The organism is Achromobacter sp. ACRQX, from assembly GCF_022346505.1.
Lineage (GTDB): Bacteria > Pseudomonadota > Gammaproteobacteria > Burkholderiales > Burkholderiaceae_B > Achromobacter > Achromobacter animicus.
Genome location: NZ_JAKRML010000003.1, coordinates 178,934 through 193,318, shown reverse-complemented (window position 1 = coordinate 193,318; position 14,385 = coordinate 178,934). Strand labels below are relative to the sequence as shown.

The 14,385-nt window shown below is 66.1% G+C and carries 15 protein-coding genes; 12 read left to right on the top strand and 3 right to left on the bottom strand.

Annotated elements, in window-relative coordinates:
• Positions 1-23 precede the first annotated feature (23 nt).
• Entirely contained in the window at positions 24-611 is a 588-nt protein-coding gene (locus tag MHZ91_RS04505) for a M23 family metallopeptidase (RefSeq protein ID WP_239212643.1), read from the bottom strand.
• A gap of 188 nt (positions 612-799) precedes the next feature.
• On the opposite strand from MHZ91_RS04505, the gene MHZ91_RS04500 reads away from it, so the two are divergent.
• From MHZ91_RS04500 to MHZ91_RS04470, 7 genes are all read left to right on the top strand, one after another.
• On the top strand, positions 800-1,684 hold the full coding sequence (locus MHZ91_RS04500; RefSeq protein WP_239212641.1) for a DUF3348 domain-containing protein: 885 nt from the start codon (positions 800-802) through the stop codon (positions 1,682-1,684).
• Positions 1,685-1,694: 10 nt separating this feature from the next.
• Positions 1,695-4,991 (top strand): DUF802 domain-containing protein, encoded by a 3,297-nt coding sequence (locus tag MHZ91_RS04495; protein WP_239212639.1) that lies wholly within the window; start codon positions 1,695-1,697, stop codon positions 4,989-4,991.
• Positions 4,988-5,638: an OmpA family protein gene (locus tag MHZ91_RS04490; protein ID WP_175183673.1), complete on the top strand. Its 651-nt coding sequence runs from the start codon at positions 4,988-4,990 to the stop codon at positions 5,636-5,638. Before MHZ91_RS04495 ends, MHZ91_RS04490 begins: the two co-directional genes overlap by 4 nt.
• Entirely contained in the window at positions 5,628-6,302 is a 675-nt protein-coding gene (locus tag MHZ91_RS04485; protein WP_239212637.1) for a DUF2894 domain-containing protein, read from the top strand. Before MHZ91_RS04490 ends, MHZ91_RS04485 begins: the two co-directional genes overlap by 11 nt.
• Before the next feature lie 73 nt (positions 6,303-6,375).
• Positions 6,376-6,621, top strand: a complete 246-nt coding sequence (locus MHZ91_RS04480) for a ParD-like family protein (RefSeq protein WP_175121249.1) — start codon at positions 6,376-6,378, stop codon at positions 6,619-6,621.
• A complete protein-coding gene (gene map, locus MHZ91_RS04475; RefSeq protein ID WP_056318211.1) occupies positions 6,622-7,413 on the top strand; it encodes a type I methionyl aminopeptidase in 792 nt (263 codons plus the stop codon).
• A gap of 95 nt (positions 7,414-7,508) precedes the next feature.
• Positions 7,509-8,729, top strand: a complete 1,221-nt coding sequence (locus MHZ91_RS04470; RefSeq protein ID WP_239212635.1) for an MFS transporter — start codon at positions 7,509-7,511, stop codon at positions 8,727-8,729.
• Between the two features lie 2 nt (positions 8,730-8,731).
• Here MHZ91_RS04470 and MHZ91_RS04465 read toward each other — a convergent pair whose 3' ends face one another.
• Positions 8,732-9,856 carry a tripartite tricarboxylate transporter substrate binding protein gene (locus tag MHZ91_RS04465; protein ID WP_239212633.1) on the bottom strand — a complete coding sequence of 375 codons (1,125 nt, stop codon included), beginning with the start codon at positions 9,854-9,856 and terminating at the stop codon, positions 8,732-8,734.
• A 143-nt stretch (positions 9,857-9,999) separates the two neighbouring features.
• Between MHZ91_RS04465 and MHZ91_RS04460 the strand changes: the two genes are divergently transcribed.
• Together MHZ91_RS04460 and MHZ91_RS04455 are read left to right on the top strand one after the other, a co-directional pair.
• A complete protein-coding gene (locus MHZ91_RS04460) occupies positions 10,000-10,986 on the top strand; it encodes a tripartite tricarboxylate transporter substrate binding protein (protein ID WP_239212632.1) in 987 nt (328 codons plus the stop codon).
• Positions 10,987-11,034: 48 nt separating this feature from the next.
• On the top strand, positions 11,035-11,781 hold the full coding sequence (locus tag MHZ91_RS04455) for an SDR family NAD(P)-dependent oxidoreductase (protein ID WP_370647779.1): 747 nt from the start codon (positions 11,035-11,037) through the stop codon (positions 11,779-11,781).
• Positions 11,782-11,836: 55 nt separating this feature from the next.
• Here the strand turns inward: MHZ91_RS04455 and MHZ91_RS04450 are convergent, their stop codons facing one another.
• On the bottom strand, positions 11,837-12,508 hold the full coding sequence (locus tag MHZ91_RS04450) for a GntR family transcriptional regulator (RefSeq protein ID WP_218344135.1): 672 nt from the start codon (positions 12,506-12,508) through the stop codon (positions 11,837-11,839).
• Between the two features lie 137 nt (positions 12,509-12,645).
• On the opposite strand from MHZ91_RS04450, the gene MHZ91_RS04445 reads away from it, so the two are divergent.
• The 3 genes from MHZ91_RS04445 to MHZ91_RS04435 all read left to right on the top strand — a co-directional run bounded on the left by MHZ91_RS04445 (position 12,646) and on the right by MHZ91_RS04435 (position 14,292).
• A complete protein-coding gene (locus tag MHZ91_RS04445) occupies positions 12,646-12,861 on the top strand; it encodes a rubredoxin (RefSeq protein WP_175121243.1) in 216 nt (71 codons plus the stop codon).
• A 20-nt stretch (positions 12,862-12,881) separates the two neighbouring features.
• Positions 12,882-13,631: a pirin family protein gene (locus MHZ91_RS04440; RefSeq protein ID WP_239212629.1), complete on the top strand. Its 750-nt coding sequence runs from the start codon at positions 12,882-12,884 to the stop codon at positions 13,629-13,631.
• An 85-nt stretch (positions 13,632-13,716) separates the two neighbouring features.
• Positions 13,717-14,292: a tautomerase family protein gene (locus tag MHZ91_RS04435; RefSeq protein ID WP_239212628.1), complete on the top strand. Its 576-nt coding sequence runs from the start codon at positions 13,717-13,719 to the stop codon at positions 14,290-14,292.
• Positions 14,293-14,385: the final 93 nt, after the last annotated feature.

Here is a 14,385-nt window from a genome sequence, read left to right as displayed (position 1 = left end):
CGCGCAGCGGGCTGCTTGCAGGGCTATTGCGCGGACGATACGGGCAGAGACGAACCTTGCGGTGCGCTGGGCGCGGTCAACAGCGGATACGGGTTGAGCGCGCCGCCCCCTGCATAGATGCCGTAATGCAGATGCGGCGGCGTGCCTTTGGCGTTGCCGGTATTGCCCACAAAGCCCAGCACGTCGCCCGGGGCAACGAGTTGGCCCCGGCGGATATCCGCGTAACCGTCCAGGTGCGCGTAATAGTGCATCTGCCGGCCCGGTCCCATCACCCAGACGACCTGCCCGCCCAGCGTGTTTTCGCCGATGCGCGTGACCACGCCTTCGGTCGCCGACACCACCGGCGTGCCGCGCTTGGCAAAAATATCGATGCCCTGGTGCGTGCGCCCGCCCGCCCGCGCTGCGCCCCAGGTATCGGCCAGCCGCCGGGGCGCCACGCCCTGCACCGGCACGGGCAGCGACACGGGCGCGTCCTGCCAGGACAGCCGCGCCATGTGCCAGGGCGCGCGCGCCGCCTCCGGCAGACGCGGCCAGGCCCAGACCGCCAGGGCGGCCAACGCGGCGAGGATGAGAAGTCGTCGGGCAAATCGCCAGGGGGTGCGGGCATCCATGGAACGTTCGACGGCCATGCGGGCCCAGGGTTCCTGCTCGCTGGGCGGCGACACAGTATTGCAGCGCCTTGGACGCAGCGTCCGTGATACGGCCCCGTTTTGTGACCCGGACGGCCGCCCGGACCGCCTGTACAGGCCCTCTCGGCCCGTCGCAGCGTGTAAACTCCCCCCTTTTTGACTCTGGTGGTATGTTGCAAGCCCCCCGGCGCACAGGTTTAAGCGGCCCGACGCTCATTCGCTTGCTGACTCGCCTGACGGACGCGGAAGTCCAGCAGTCCAGGCAGTCGCTATCCGACCATCTGTGCCAATGGCTTGGCTGGACGGACGCGATCGCCCTGTCGGCGGCCTTGAATACAAGCCCGCCGGTCATTGCGCCCGGCGCCCGCCTGTTCAGCAGCGCCGAAGAACGCGAATGCGTGCGCGTGCGCACCACCCTGGCGGACGCCATCGCCAGTGACACGGCGGCCACGGCCGCCAAGCGGATTGCCCCGGTACCGGCGCCAGCCAAGAAACTGGCTGCCGTCCTGGCCGAGGATGAGTTCGATTACTCGAGTTTTCGCCAGCGGTATCTGTCGTTGCAGCACACGATGGAGACCAGCATCGGCAATCTGCGCAGCCGTCTGCGCGGGATGGTCGCGGCGCGCAATGGCGAATGGACGCGGCTGGCCGTGGTGGACGCGATCATGGACCGCGCGCTGCTGCCCAAGGAGCGGGCCCTGCTCGGCGCGATTCCGAAGCTGCTGCAGACGCACTTTGACCGGCTGCGCAAGGCCGAGGAAGCGGCGCTGGCCGCCGCAGAAGCCCAGGCTGCTGCCGAGGCGCAGGACTTGGCTGACGCCGACGCGCCGGCTGATACCGCTGCGGAGACGGAGGGCAATGCAAGGGCTGACGGCGATGCAGCGGTCGCAGCCCTTGACGCCGCGCCAGCCAACGCGGCGGCGCCCGTCCCGGCAATTACCGCGGGCGCCTGGCTGGACACGTTCCGCGCCGACATGCGCGCCGTGCTGCTGGCCGAATTGGATGTTCGTTTACAACCGGTCGAAGGGTTGCTTGCCGCCCTTCGCACCAGCTAATTAGGACACTATGTCCAAGACTCTGATCAATATCGTGGTTTTCCTGGCCGGACTGGCCGTTGTGGGCTGGATCGGCGCTGGTTACGCGGGAACGAACCCGCTGGCGCTGGCCGTGACGCTGCTGATCGGCGTCTGTTACCTGGCCGGCGCGCTCGAGCTGCTGCGCTACCAGCAGGCAACGACCGCCCTGTCACGCGCCGTGACGGACATCAAGGAAGCGCCCGGCAGCCTGGGCGCCTGGCTGGACAAGGTGCCGGCCGGCCTGCGCAACGCGGCGCGCCTGCGTATCGAAGGCGAGCGCGTGGGCCTGCCCGGCCCGACGCTGGCGCCCTACCTCGTCGGCCTGCTGGTTCTGCTGGGCATGCTGGGCACCTTCCTCGGCATGGTCGTCACGCTGCGCGGCACTGGCCTTGCGCTTGAAAGCTCCACCGATCTGGCCGCGATCCGCGCGTCGCTGGCCGCACCCGTCAAGGGCCTGGGCTTTGCGTTCGGCACCTCGATCGCTGGCGTCGCCGCATCCGCCATGCTGGGCCTCCTGGCCGCACTGTGCCGCCGCGACCGCGTCCACGCGGCGCAACTCCTGGACACCCAGGCCGCGACCACGCTGCGTGTGTATTCGCAAAGCTACCAGCGCGAAGAATCCTTCAAGCTGCTCCAGCGCCAGGCTGAAGTCATGCAACGTCAGGCCGACGCGATGCCCGCGATCGTCGGCCAGCTGGAATCCATGATGAAGAGCATGGAACAGCAGAATCAGGCGCTGAACGAACGTCAGATCGCCAGCCAGACCGCCTTCCAGGGCAAGGCCGAAGCCGCCTACGCCCGCCTCGCATCCGTGATGGAACAGTCCATGAAGGACAGCGTGGCGCAAAGCGCGCGCTCCGCCGGCGAAGCGCTGCAGCCCGTCGTGCAAGCGACCATGGACAGCCTGTCGCGAGAAACCGCCACGCTGCAGGACACGGTCTCGCAGGCCGTGCGCCAGCAACTGGAAGGCCTGACTGCCGGCCTGCAAGCCGCGACGACCGACGTTGCCGGCATCTGGAGCCAGGCTGTGGCCGGCCAGCAGCGCGCCAGCGAGGCCATGGCCGAAGACCTGCGCGCCTCGCTCGATCGCTTCGCCCAGACCTTCGAGCAACGCTCGGCCAACCTGCTGGACAGCGTGTCGGCGCGCCTGGAAGCGTCGTCCGGCAACATGTCGCAAGCCTGGACCGACGCGCTGTCGCGCCAGCAGCAAGCCGGCGAGAAGCTGGCGGGCGACAACCTGCAGGCGCTCACCGCCGCGGCCGCCAGCTTCGAGCAGCATTCCGCATCGCTGCTGCGCACCCTGAACGCCTCGCACGCCGCGCTGCAAACGGATCTGGCATCGCGCGATCAGCAGCGCCTGGCCGCCTGGACCGAAACGCTGGGCGCGATGGGCGCCACGCTGCGCCAGGAATGGGAGCAGTCTGGCGCGCAAGCCGCCGCCCGCCAGCAGGAAATCAACGACACCTTGGCGCAGACCGTGCGCGACGTGGCCGAGCAGGCCGCGGCGCAAGCTGCGCTGATGGAAGGCGTGTCGGCCCGCATGGAAGCCGCCGCCATCGGCGTATCGGACCAATGGACCCGCGCGCTCGCCCGCCAGGAAGAATCCAGCAGCAAGCTGGCCGCGGGCAACCAGGCGGCGCTCGAAGCCGCCACGGCGGCCTTCGAACAGCACGCCGCCTCGCTGCTGCGCACGCTGGACCAATCGCACACCGAACTTCAGGCCGCCTTGGCCGCCCGCGACGAAGACCGCCTCGCCGTCTGGAGCAATACGCTGGGCGCCATGACCGCCAAGCTGGGCCAGCAATGGGAACAGGCCGGCGCGAACACCGTGGCCCGTCAGCAGGAAATCAACGACGCACTGGCCGAGACCGCGCGCGGCATCACCGGCCAGACCGAGGCGCAGGCCCGCTTGCTGCAGGACGTGTCCTCTCGCCTGGAAACCGCGGCAGGCAGCGTCACGCAAGCCTGGCGCGACGCGCAAACGCGGCAGGAAGACCTGGGCAAACAACTGGCCGCCGACAACCAGCGCGCGCTGGAAACCGCCGCGGCCACCTTTGGCCAGCATGCCGACGCGTTGCTGCGCACGCTGGATCAATCGCACGCCGACCTGCAAACCGCGCTGGCCTCGCGCGACGAGGAACGTCTGGCCGCCTGGACCGGTTCGCTGACGGCAATGGCCGCCAAGCTGGGCGAGGAATGGGAACAGGCCGGCACCCAGGCCGCCCTGCGCCAGCTCGAAATCAGCGACGCGCTCGCTCAGACCGCCCGCGACATCACTGCCCAGACGCAGCAGCAGGCCGCCCTGCTGGAAAGCGTGTCGACGCGCCTGGAAACGGCAGCCGGCGGCGTCACGCAGGCCTGGACCGATGCGCAGGCGCGCCAGGAAGAAACCGGCCAACAACTTGCCCGCGACAATCGCCAGGCGCTGGAAACCGCGTCCGCCGCCTTCGGCACCCAAGCCGCCGAGCTGCTTCAGACGCTGGAACAATCGCACACTGCCCTGCAAACGGCGCTGGCGGCCAACGACGAGGAACGCCTTGCCGCCTGGACCGGCAAGCTGGCGGCCATGGCCGACGCGCTGCGCACCGAATGGCAGCAGGCCGGCGCGCAAGCTGCCGGTTTGCAGCAGGAAATCTGCGACACGCTGAGCCTGACCGCGCAGGACATCACTGCCCAGACGCAGGCCCACGCCAGTGAAACCATCGCCGAGATCGGCCGTCTGGTTCAAGCGGCTTCTGAAGCGCCCCGCGCCGCCGCCGAGGTCATCGGCGAACTGCGCCAGAAGCTGTCTGACAGCATGGTGCGCGACAACGACATGCTGCAGGAGCGCAACCGCCTGCTTGAAACGCTGAGCACGCTGCTGGACGCCGTCAACCATACCGCCGCCGAGCAGCGCACCGCCGTGGACGGGCTGGTCGCCTCGTCGGCCGACATGCTGGAACGCGTGGGCGCGCAGTTCACCGCGCAGGTCGAATCCGAAACCGGCAAGCTGTCCGACGTGGCGTCGCTGGTCACCAGCAGCGCCGTCGAAGTCGCCAGCCTGGGCGAATCCTTTGGCGCGGCCGTGCAGGCCTTCGGCGAATCGAACGACAAGCTTACGGCGCATCTGCAACGCATCGAAGCCGCGCTGGACAAGTCCATCGCGCGCGGCGACGAGCAGCTTTCCTACTACGTGGCGCAGGCCCGTGAGGTCGTCGACCTGAGCCTGATGTCGCAGAAGCAGATCATCGAGAACCTGCAGCAGCTGGCCGCCCAGCGCGCCACCGCCGGAGCGGAAACGGCATGAGCGAGGATATCGACGGCGGCGTGGAGGCAACGGCGCCCGCCTGGGCCGTCTTCGGCGACCTGATGTCCGTGCTGCTGGGCGCCTTCGTCCTCATCCTGGTCAGCGTCGTCGCGGTGCAGTTGCAGCTGTCGACGCAGCTGGAAGAAGAGGTCAAGCAGCGCCAGGAAGAAACCCATCGCCGCGAAACCCTGGAGCAGGCGCTGGCGGGCCCCCTGGCCGCCGGCCGCGTGACACTCATCAACGGCCGCATCGGCATCAGCGGCAGCGTGCTGTTCGCGCTGAACTCCGACCAGCTCCAGCCCGAGGGCCGCGAGATCCTGAAAACCCTGATCGAGCCGCTGTCCGCCTACCTGAAGACCCACAACGAAATCCTGATGGTCAGCGGGTTTACCGACGACCAGCAGGTACGCGAAGGCAACCGCCGCTTCGCGGACAACTGGGACCTTTCCGCCCAGCGCGCACTCACGGTGACGCGCGCCCTGATCGACGAAGGCGTGCCGTCGTCAACGGTGTTTGCCGCGGCGTTTGGCGCCGAGCAACCCGTGGCGTCGAACGCCGACGAGGAAGGCCGCGCCAAGAACCGCCGCGTGGAAATCACGCCCATCCCCAAGCCGTCCAACGAAGCGGGTAAGCCCGGTGAGCAGTGACGGCAGCCGCGCTGAAAGCCTGAATGCACGTGCGGTGCTGGACGCCTGGCGCGCCAACGGCGCGGATCGCGTCAACCCGCTGCGCTTTCACCTGATCGACGCGCTGGACCGCCGGGCGGCCGCGTACGACGGCGCGGTGCGTCAGCGGCTGGACGAGCGGCTGGCGGGTCTGATCGCGGCGTATGAGGGGGAGTTGATCGGCGCGGAGGATGCGGCTGCGGATGCAGGCGCTGAGGCTGATGCAGCGGCCTCGCAAGACGCCGTGTGGGGTGGACCGCTGGCCGAGTTGATCGCCTATCTTGGCTCCGACGATTCCCGCGACCCGCTAGGCCTGCGCGCCGCCTACCCCGAGCTGCCGCTGCTCGATGAATTCCGCGCGCTCTGGTCCCGCTTCAGCGCCGACCGCCAGGTCCGCCAATCGCAGGAACGGGTCCACAAGAACGCCGGCCCGCTCAACTCGAACCAGCTCGTGCACCGCGCGCTGACCCTGATGCGCGAGATGTCGCCCGGTTACCTCCAGCAGTTCCTGTCGTACACCGACGCGCTGATGTGGATGGAACAGATGACCGCCGCGGCAGCTCCCGCACCGAAGGATGCGCCGCGCGCGGGCGCAGCCAAAAAGTCCACGCGCGCCAAGCCGCGCAAGGAAAGCAAGGAAGCCTGAGGGCCGATTTGCACACGGCCTCCCGCCGCAGTACGATACGTTCCATATACAAAACATATACGGAACATCCACTATGGGTATCGTCAAGATTTCCGAGCAGATGCATGAAAACCTGCGCGTCGCCAGCGGCGCCCTCAGCCGCTCGATCAATTCCCAGGCCGAACACTGGATGCGCATCGGCATGCTGTCCGAGCTCTATCCCGAACTGCGCCACGCCGACATCTGCCAATTGCTGATCCGCATCGACCAGGCAGAAGGCTTCACCATCGCCTCCCTCTCGCAAGGGTTGCCGCAACCCTTACAGCAGGAGGCCGCATAAATGGCCAAGAAGGTTTCCATCAAATCGGCCGCCGACATCGAAATGGCCCGCAAGGCGGGCGCCATGGCGGCCGAAGTGCTGCACATGATCGGCGAACACGTCCGTCCCGGCGTCACCACCGATGAGCTCGACCGCGTCTGTCACGACTACATCGTCAACGTGCTGAAAGCCACGCCCGCCAACGTCGGCTACCACGGCTTTCCCAAGACCATCTGCGCGTCGGTCAACCACGTCATCTGCCACGGCATCCCGTCGGCCAAGGTGCTCAAGAACGGCGACATCCTGAACATCGACGTGGCCGTCATCAAGGACGGCTGGTTTGGCGACACCAGCCGCATGTACTACGTCGGCCAGCCCAGTCCGCTTGCGCGCCGCCTGGTCAACACCACGTACGAAGCCATGCGCGCCGGCATCATGGCCGTCAAGCCCGGCGCCACGCTGGGCGACATCGGCCACGCCATCCAGACCGTCGCGCATCGCGAGCACTTCAGCATCGTGCGCGAATACTGCGGCCACGGCATCGGCCAGATCTATCACGACGACCCGCAGGTGCTGCACTACGGCCGCCCCGGCGAAGGCCTGGTGCTGCAGCCCGGCATGATGTTCACGATCGAGCCCATGATCAACGCCGGCAAGCCGCAGACCAAGCAACTCCCCGACGGCTGGACGGTCGTCACCAAGGACCGCTCACTGTCCGCGCAATGGGAGCATATGGTCGTCGTCACCGAGACCGGCTACGACGTGCTGACCACCTGGCCTGACGGCTTCGGCGACTACCCCCCGATTCCCTGATCGGGACGCGTCCCAGCAAGGACCGGAGTGCAGGGCCGCAAGGGTACGATCATCATCGTGCCCTTGCCGTTTCTGTGGCGCCCGCCGCCCCGTCCATGCCCGCCCTGCCCTCCGCTTTCCGCCGCCTCGCGGCGTCGAACCTGGCCGCACAGTTCTCCGAGCAGATCGCGCTCGCCGCCGCGCCGCTGTATGCCGTGCTGGCCTTGGGCGCCACCGCCGCGCAGACCGGCTACCTGCAAACCGCGCAGACGCTGCCGTTCCTATTGCTGTCCCTGCCCGCCGGCGTGCTGGCCGACCGGATGTCGCGCCGCTCGCTGATGACCGCCGCCGAGACCGTGCGCGCGGCAAGCCTGATCGTACTGCTGGCGCTGTTGTGGTCCGGCGGCCTCAGCCTGCAATGGCTCGCCGCGCTGGGCTTCGCCGGGGCAGTGGGCACCGTCGCCTACAACGTGGCGGCGCCTGCATTGGTGCCCAAGCTGGTTCCGCCTGGTGAACTCTCCAATGCCAACCGCTGGCTGGAACTGGCGCGCAGCGCCGCGTTTTCGGCCGGCCCCGCGGCGGGCGGCGCGCTCGTGGGGTGGATGGGCGCCTCCACCGCCTATGTGCTCGCGACCACACTGTCGCTGCTGGCCGCCGTCTTCCTGGCAGGCCTGCCGCGAGACGCGCCGAAGACGGCCCAACGCCGTCATCCGCTCACCGAATTGCGCGAAGGCGCGGCCTTCGTCGCCACCCATCCCCTGCTGCGTCCGGTCCTCCTGACCGCCCTCTTTTTCAATACCGCCTGGTTTGTCCTGCTGGCGATCTACGTCGCCTACGCCGTCGACCGCCTCGGCCTGTCCGCTGCGGGCGTGGGGATTACGCTGGGGGTCTATGGCGCAGGCATGCTGGCCGGCGCACTGGCCGCCCCGTGGCTCGCCCGCCGCCTGCCGTTCGGCGCGATGATTGGCGCGGGCCCGCTGTCCGCCTTGCTGGCCAGCTTCATCCTCTTGTCGACGCTGGTCTATCCGTCAGGGGCATGGGCGGCGGTGGGGTTCTTTCTGTTCGGCGCCGGGCCGATCCTGTGGACCATCACCACCACCACGCTGCGTCAATCGGTGTCGCCCAACGCCCTGCTGGGCCGCGTGTCATCCGTCATCGTGACCGCCAACTTCGGCGCGCGGCCCATCGGCGCGTTGATCGGCGCGACGCTGGCGGCGCGGTTTGGGGTGGAGGCGTGTCTTTGGGTGTCGACCCTGGGGTTTTTCATCCAGTTTGCCGTGCTGTTCACATCGCCGGTACTGCGCTTGCGCCAGCAACCGGAAGCCGTGGCCTCCTGAAATCATTCCGCCTTGCGGGCCCGCGCGCTGGCTTCGAATTCCGCAGCCAGGCCCAGAAGCTCTTGCTTGTACTCGTCCAGACTCCCGCTGTATTCGTCCAGGTACAGATCGCGGCGCGCCTTATTCATTTCTTCAGACGCGACCGCCTGCCTGACGAATCCTGCCAGCCTGTCTCTCACCGGTTCAGGGATGCCCGTCCGCACGGCCACGCTGTAGCTGCTGTGAAATACCATGTCCGGCACGCCGAGTTCTGCGAACGTCTTCACGCCGGGCAGATGCGAGGTGCTTCCTGGCCGCCCGGTATACGCCAACACCTTGACGTGAGGATTGTCCTTGACGTTCTGCGTCGTGCCAATCGTGGTGAAGTAGCCGTCGATCTGCCCGCCCAGGATCGCCGTCAGGCCTTCCGCGCCGCCTTTGAAGGGAATGGGACGGTACTGCGTCTGAAGGCCTGATGCCAGTCGCGCGGCCAGCGTGGAATAAGTGCCCACGCCCAGGTCGGCGATGCCGATATCCAATTCGCGCTTTGCCCCCTTCAGGTCCTCGAGACGATTCCAGCCCCTGTCGGCTGGCACGATGAAGGCGTAACTGCTCTGACCTAACGGCGCAAGAATCTCGAAATCCGAAAACGCGTAGCCCGCGCCCGGTGTCGTCAATTTCGCGCTGTAGAACCCTTCGGCATGGACCAACAGCGTGTACCCGTCGGCCGGCCGGCCTTTCACCGCCGTGATGCCGATCGCCGAACCCGCGCCAGGCCGGTTTTCGACGACCACGGGCTGCCCCATGATCGTTCCCAACTGCTGGGCAAACGCGCGCGAGATCGCGTCGGTAGCCGCGCCCGGCGGATACGGCACCACGAGCCGCACCGGTTTCGTCGGATAGTCTGTTTGCGCCGTGGCGGAAAACGAACATAGTGCCGTCAGCACCGCGCTACCCAACAGCAATCGAAATGGCGGGCGGATCGACAGACGAATCGTCTGAAGAAACGGCAAGCGAAGCGGCGACCGGCGGCGAAGCGTGAAAGGCATGGCTGGCTCTTCATATGTTGACCCACAAAAAGTGTATAGAGCACCCATCCGTTGATTTAGCCACCATCCCGAAGAACTCTCCTGCAGAAAACGCAGCACTGCGTCATCGCCATTGCCGACAACGGTGGCCGCGACTTCTTCGTTTCGCGCAGTTCTGAACTGCGGTTTCGGCTATAGCCAATCCGGTACGGCTACCTAGAATTTGAAAGCTCCAATAAATCAAAAATTATGGAGACGCTGCAATGACCCATCCTTTACCCACACGACGCGCCATCCTGCTCGGCGGCATGCTGATGGGCCTGGGTGTGAACGCTTTTGCCGCCCAAGGCGGGTGGCCGGAGCGCCCCGTCCGCCTTGTCGTCGCCGGCTCGTCCGGCGCGGGCGGCGACATCTTCGCGCGCCTGATCGCCGCGCCGCTTGCCAAGGCGCTGAACCAGCCGGTGGTCGTGGAAGCCAAGCCCGGCGCCAACGGCATGCTTGCGTGCGACACGGTGGCAAAGGCGGCGCCAGACGGCTACACCCTGCTGTTCGCCCCCTCCTCCGCCATCCTGCTCAATCCGGTCGTACTTCCCTCGCTGCCGTACGATGCGGAAAAAGACCTGCTCCCTATCGCCCAGGTCGGGGCCGCCGGAATCCTGCTGGTCGCCAATCCGACCACCGGCTTCAAGAACCTGGCCGACATGGTCGCGTACGCCAAGGCCAATCCTGGCAAACTCGCCTATGGTTCGTGGGGCACCGGCTCGTCCGGCAACCTGGCCATGGAAGGCATCAAGGCGCACTACGGCCTGGACATGCCGCACGTGCCCTACAAGCAGTTGGTAACCGAGAGCACCGACCTGATCGCCAACAACATCAGCGTCGGCTTCATGGACATCGCCTCGCCCATTCCCCACATGCGCAGCGGCAAGCTGGTCGCCCTGGGCCAGACCGGATCAAGGCGCTGGCCCGCGTCGATGGACGTCCCGACGCTGGGGGAACAAGGCTACAGATTCGAGGCGGACGGCTGGTACGGCGTCTTCGCCCCCGCCGGCACGCCGGCCGAGATCATCGACAAGCTCAACGCCGAGATCTATCGCGCGCAGCACACGCCGGACGTGCGGGAAAAAATCGAAGGCCAGAACATGATCGTGCCGGCGGACATGTCTGCAAAGGAATTCGCAGCATCCATCAAACGCGACGCCGTCATCTGGCAAGGGTTGGCGAAAGTGGCCGACCTGAAGAACAAATAGGAAGCGCGCATGGACACGCCTTTCAAACTTCCTTTTTCCTCCGATGCCTTGCAGGACCGCGTGGCGGTGGTAACCGGCGCGACCGGCGGAATCGGTCTTGCCATTTGCGAGCACCTGCATGCGATGGGCGCCGCCGTCGTCCAGGTGGATGTCAACGCATGCCCTGCCGGCTCGGATGCCGATGGCCGCCTGAACGTGCGTTGTGATGTCTCCGATTCCGCCTCGGTTGAAGAAATGGCCAACCAGGTGCGAACCCGATTTGGACGGTGCGACATACTGGTCAACAACGCCGCCGTCAGCGGGGCGCCGGTGGGACTGGAGGCGCTGCCGCTTGAGCTGTGGGACCGCATCTTCCGCATCAATCTGCGCGGCGCGTTGCTGTGCGCGCAGTCCGTGTTTCCGTTGATGCGGGATCAACAGGGCGGCAGCATCATCAATGTGTCATCGATCTCCGCCCAGACGCCAACCCGGCTCGGCGCTTACGGCACGACCAAGGCGGCGCTGCAGGCGCTGACGCGCCAGATGGCCGTTGAGTGGGGACCGCTGGGCATACGCGCGAATTCCATCAGCCCCGGCATGATACGCACGCCACTGTCCGAACCGCACTATCGAAATGAAGGTGTGCTGCACAAGCGCATTGCAAGCATTCCTGCTCGGCGGATCGGGCGGCCGGCGGACATTGGCGGCGCGGTCGCGTTTCTTGCCAGCGATGCGTCGTCGTATGTGAATGGCCAGGATCTCGTGGTGGATGGGGGTTTCGTCAAGGCATCGTTGACGAATCTCTATGCGACGTGAGGGGGCGGCGGGAAGGCATTCCGCCAACCGCCGTGCACGGGGCGCCGGGCGCTGATCAGGCTCGGGCCCTCGCACTCCCCGCCGACACGTCCTGCAGCGCGGCCGTCAGCAGCGGCTTCCAGGATTCGATATGCCGGGTGATCAACGCGGCAATTGCCTCGGTCTGCCGCGTTTGCGCCAACTCGATCATTTCGTAGTGCTCCGACACGGACGCGCGCTGCCGCTCCAGACCCTCCGGCGAATTGATTCCATACAGGCGCATGTCGGCTCTCAGGTCCATGATCATTCGTGTCAGCAGCGGATTGTTCGCGCGCGACACCAACGCTTCATGGAACCGGCGGTCCGTTTCGATGTAATCGGCGACATTGCCTGCCTTGACGGCGGCGGCAACCGCATCGGCCAGCTCAATCAGCGGCGCCGCGTCGGTGAGACCCGCCCGCGCAACTGCGACGAGCGCCCCCGATTCGAGCATGATGCGCACGTCAAAATGGTTCTCCAGGTCCTTGGGCGTAGCCGCTTCCACACGGAACCCCCGATTGCGCAGCGGCGCGACCAGGCCCGTGCGGCTCAGCTCCAGCAATGCCTCGCGTACCGGGGTCGTGGACATCCCCATCTCGGTCGCCACTGCCGGCACGGAATAAATGGTGCCCGGCGCCGCTTCGCCCGACACGATGCGGGAGCGCAGTTGCGCCAGCACCATTTCCCGCAAATTGGTGACGCTTTCCATCGAGATCCCCTGGAAAAAATCGAACCGTCACTATATCAAATCCCTTGCAGTAGCGCGTGACGCGCTATATAAATGCGTCACGCGCTACCTGATGCGCTCGCCCCGGGCCGAGGCGAATTGGCCCAATGGAGACATCTGTGGATGAACCTTTGAAGCGCCACGTCTGCCTTGGCTGTGGCTTTCTGTACGACGAAGCCCTGGGGCTGCCCGAACACGGCATTGCGCCAGGAACCCGATGGGCCGACATTCCCCACGATTGGGTCTGCCCCGACTGCGGCACCCCAAAGAGCCGGTTCGAAATGGTCGAACTTCCGTACGCCAGCGCCGAAGCCGCCGCGCACGCCCTCGTCTGAACGCCTGCCGAGAACTCATCATGAACAAAGACTTTGTGCTGCGCGCGCACGACCGCGGCTTTGAAAAATTTCTGTCGACGGGCGAAGCGTCCAGCTATATCGCCGGCCACCCCGAAGGCATGGTGACCCGCCATTCCAGCTTCAACTTTGGCGCTTACCAAACCGGCATTCCCGGATTCGGCCGGATCCGCGTTTTTGGCGAGGAAGTATTCAGTGGCACCGGTAGCGGCTACAACATGCACCGCCACCATGACTTCATCATTTGCGCGTTCGTCCTGGCGGGCACGCTGACGCATGTGAACACGGTAGGCAACATCGATCAACTCGGACCGAACGACTTCTACGCCTTCTCTGCCGGCTCCGGCGGCAAGCATTCCGAATTGAATCTGGCCAGCACCGATATGCAAGTGCTGTATCTGTGGCTCTTGCCCGACCGCCTGCTGACGCCGCCTTCCTATACGCGCAGCCACTTCGATGCGAGCACGCGCCGCAATCAGCTTACGCAACTGGTGGGCAACGCCGACGGCGCCTTGCGAATCAGCCAGGACGTATCGGTTTCAAGGTTGGTGGCCGACCAGGCAATGCACCTGCAATACACGCCCAAATCAAATCGTCATGGCGTGTATGTGTTCGTGCTGGACGGAGAGGCCAGCGTCGATGACATCACGCTGGCGCGCCGCGATAGCCGAGGCGTTTGGGGCGATCGCCCCATCACGATTCAGACGGACGGTGAAGGCGCCGATCTCCTCATTATTGAAACCATCCAGTAACGCCGTCCAGATCAACCTGCGTTGCAAGCGGCGCTTGTATTCACACGCCGCTTGCCCCCCGTCTGGGGGATGCGAGGAGAATGTCATGCCAGTGATTCAGCTGTATTACGCAAAGGGGATGCTCGACCCCGCCAGCAAGAACGAAATGGGCAAGCGGCTGACGGAAGTGCTGTTGACGATGGAAGGCGGCGCCCGCACCCCGGGCGGCTTGGCCTTCGCGTCGGTGCTGTTCACCGAAGTGCCCGCCGAAGACTGGTGGGTTGGCGGTAAGATCGACGACACGCCCATCCGCACCCACGGCCGCCTGCTCGCCCGCGTCAGCATTCCTGAAGGCTACATGAGCCAGCAGCACAAGTCCGAGGTCCACGCGTCGGTACACGCAGCCATGATGGAAAGCCTGGGCGCCACGCGCCAAGACGGCAGCGGCGCATTGGTCATCATCGAGGAAGTGTCGGAAGGCAATTGGGGCGCGGGCGGACACACCATCAGCCTCGCCGCCATTGCAAACACCGTCGGGCTTGCCAAGGACGGCGAGCGTTTCAAGTGGGTCGAAGCCTATTTCCGGGCCAAGGCCAGACAATATGCAGCGTCGCATTACCCGCCAGGCACCGGCGGCCTGCTGCCGGCACCGTCCGCCACCTCCGCGACGCAGGGAGAATGACGATGGCCTTCGAGTTCACCGCCTGCGGAACCCAGGCCCCATTTTTGCTGTCCCTGTTGTACAGCGCCGGCAGCGGGCCGGCGTCATAACAGG

Bases quoted from the DNA above. Each gene is read 5' to 3' on its own strand.
- MHZ91_RS04505 (WP_239212643.1), bottom strand. From the start codon at position 611: ATGGATGCCCGCACCCCCTGGCGATTTGCCCGACGACTTCTCATCCTC.
- MHZ91_RS04500 (WP_239212641.1), top strand. From the start codon at position 800: ATGTTGCAAGCCCCCCGGCGCACAGGTTTAAGCGGCCCGACGCTCATT.
- MHZ91_RS04495 (WP_239212639.1), top strand. From the start codon at position 1,695: ATGTCCAAGACTCTGATCAATATCGTGGTTTTCCTGGCCGGACTGGCC.
- MHZ91_RS04490 (WP_175183673.1), top strand. From the start codon at position 4,988: ATGAGCGAGGATATCGACGGCGGCGTGGAGGCAACGGCGCCCGCCTGG.
- MHZ91_RS04480 (WP_175121249.1), top strand. From the start codon at position 6,376: ATGGGTATCGTCAAGATTTCCGAGCAGATGCATGAAAACCTGCGCGTC.
- map (WP_056318211.1), top strand. From the start codon at position 6,622: ATGGCCAAGAAGGTTTCCATCAAATCGGCCGCCGACATCGAAATGGCC.
- MHZ91_RS04470 (WP_239212635.1), top strand. From the start codon at position 7,509: ATGCCCGCCCTGCCCTCCGCTTTCCGCCGCCTCGCGGCGTCGAACCTG.
- MHZ91_RS04460 (WP_239212632.1), top strand. From the start codon at position 10,000: ATGACCCATCCTTTACCCACACGACGCGCCATCCTGCTCGGCGGCATG.
- MHZ91_RS04450 (WP_218344135.1), bottom strand. From the start codon at position 12,508: ATGGAAAGCGTCACCAATTTGCGGGAAATGGTGCTGGCGCAACTGCGC.
- MHZ91_RS04440 (WP_239212629.1), top strand. From the start codon at position 12,882: ATGAACAAAGACTTTGTGCTGCGCGCGCACGACCGCGGCTTTGAAAAA.
- MHZ91_RS04435 (WP_239212628.1), top strand. From the start codon at position 13,717: ATGCCAGTGATTCAGCTGTATTACGCAAAGGGGATGCTCGACCCCGCC.